Origin of the sequence: Companilactobacillus halodurans, from assembly GCF_009600985.1 — a bacterium.
Lineage (GTDB): Bacteria > Bacillota > Bacilli > Lactobacillales > Lactobacillaceae > Companilactobacillus > Companilactobacillus halodurans.
In genome coordinates this window covers 1-1,006 of record NZ_VDFP01000302.1, presented here as the reverse complement: position 1 = coordinate 1,006, position 1,006 = coordinate 1, and the positions used below count along the sequence as shown (strand labels likewise).

2 rRNA genes are annotated in these 1,006 nt (G+C 50.7%); both read right to left on the bottom strand.

Annotation, left to right across the window (positions count from 1 at the left end):
* Window positions 1-117: ribosomal RNA gene (gene rrf, locus FHL06_RS14320) — 5S ribosomal RNA — on the bottom strand.
* Window positions 118-202: 85 nt separating this feature from the next.
* Window positions 203-1,006 (bottom strand): 23S ribosomal RNA (locus tag FHL06_RS14315); the annotation flags it as partial.

The window sequence follows — 1,006 nt, the reverse complement described above, 5'->3', positions numbered from 1 at the left end:
GCGTGGCAGCTCCCTATCCTCGCGGGTAGTTTCCCACCAACTACTTTCGGCGCGGAGAAGCTTAACTTCTGTGTTCGGCATGGGAACAGGTGTATCCTTCTCACTATCGCCACCACACTATTTTCGCTCGTACCTTCAAAACTAGATATTAAGTCGTCAATGAATTATTTCTTACACTTCGAACTGCTGTAAACTCTTTTACTCGATTAAGTCCTCGATCTATTAGTACTGCTCAGCTCCATGTATCGCTACACTTCCACCCGCAGCCTATCTACGTCATGTTCTTTAACGGATCTTACTTCCATAAAGGAATGGGAAATCTCATCTCGAGGGGGGCTTCACACTTAGATGCTTTCAGCGTTTATCCCGTCCATACGTAGCTACCCAGCGATGCGCCTGGCGGCACAACTGGTACACCAGAGGTATGTCCATCCCGGTCCTCTCGTACTAAGGACAGCTCCTCTCAAATTTCCTACGCCCGCGACGGATAGGGACCGAACTGTCTCACGACGTTCTGAACCCAGCTCGCGTACCGCTTTAATGGGCGAACAGCCCAACCCTTGGGACCGACTACAGCCCCAGGATGCGATGAGCCGACATCGAGGTGCCAAACCTCCCCGTCGATGTGAACTCTTGGGGGAGATAAGCCTGTTATCCCCAGGGTAGCTTTTATCCGTTGAGCGATGGCCCTTCCATATGGTACCACCGGATCACTAACTCCGACTTTCGTCCCTGCTCGACTTGTCAGTCTCGCAGTCAAGCTCTCTTATACGTTTACACTCTGCGAATGATTTCCAACCATTCTGAGAGAACCTTTGAGCGCCTCCGTTACATTTTAGGAGGCGACCGCCCCAGTCAAACTGCCCACCAGACACTGTCCCTCACCACGCTAAATGGTGTAGGTTAGAGCTTTCATATAACAAGGGTAGTATCCCACCAATGCCTCCATCGAAACTAGCGTTCCGATATCAACGGCTCCTACCTATCCTGTACATGTCACACAAAA